The organism is Elstera litoralis, assembly GCF_000963705.1.
Lineage (GTDB): Bacteria > Pseudomonadota > Alphaproteobacteria > Elsterales > Elsteraceae > Elstera > Elstera litoralis.
This window is the reverse complement of record NZ_LAJY01001009.1, coordinates 1-704: the sequence shown is the minus strand read 5'-3', so window position 1 is coordinate 704 and position 704 is coordinate 1. Positions and strand designations below refer to the sequence as shown.

Genomic DNA, 704 nt, shown 5'->3' with positions numbered 1-704 from the left:
TTAGTAGTGGCGAGCGAACGCGGACTAGGCCAGTGGTCTATGGTTAAGAACGAAAACAGTCTGGAAAGGCTGGCCAGAGTGGGTGATAGCCCCGTATCGGTAGAAATTCCATAGATCCTTGAGTAAGGCGGGACACGTGTAATCCTGTCTGAACATGGGGGGACCACCCTCCAAGCCTAAGTACTCCTCGAAGACCGATAGTGCACCAGTACCGTGAGGGAAAGGTGAAAAGCCCCGATGAGGGAGTGAAACAGACCTGAAACCGGATGCCTACAAGCAGTAGGAGCTCGAAAGAGTGACTGCGTACCTTTTGTATAATGGGTCAGCGAGTTCGTCTATGCAGCAAGCTTAAGCCGTTAGGTGTAGGCGCAGCGAAAGCGAGTCTGAAGAGGGCGTCAGAGTTGCATGGATGAGACCCGAAACCGAGTGATCTAGCTATGGGCAGGTTGAAGGTGCAGTAACATGCACTGGAGGACCGAACCCACGTCTGTTGAAAAAGACGGGGATGACCTGTTGCTAGGGGTGAAAGGCCAATCAAACTCGGAAATAGCTGGTTCTCCGCGAAAGCTATTTAGGTAGCGCGTCGGACGATTGCCGCCGGGGGTAGAGCACTGGATGGGCTAGGGGGATGCGAATCTTACCAAACCCAACCAAACTCCGAATACCGGTGAGTACAGTCCGGCAGACAGTCCCAGGGTGCTAAG

Annotated in this window: 1 rRNA gene; it reads left to right on the top strand. The window is 53.6% G+C overall.

The annotated features are described in order from the left end of the window. Positions 1–704: ribosomal RNA gene (locus tag VZ95_RS21220) — 23S ribosomal RNA — on the top strand; the annotation flags it as partial.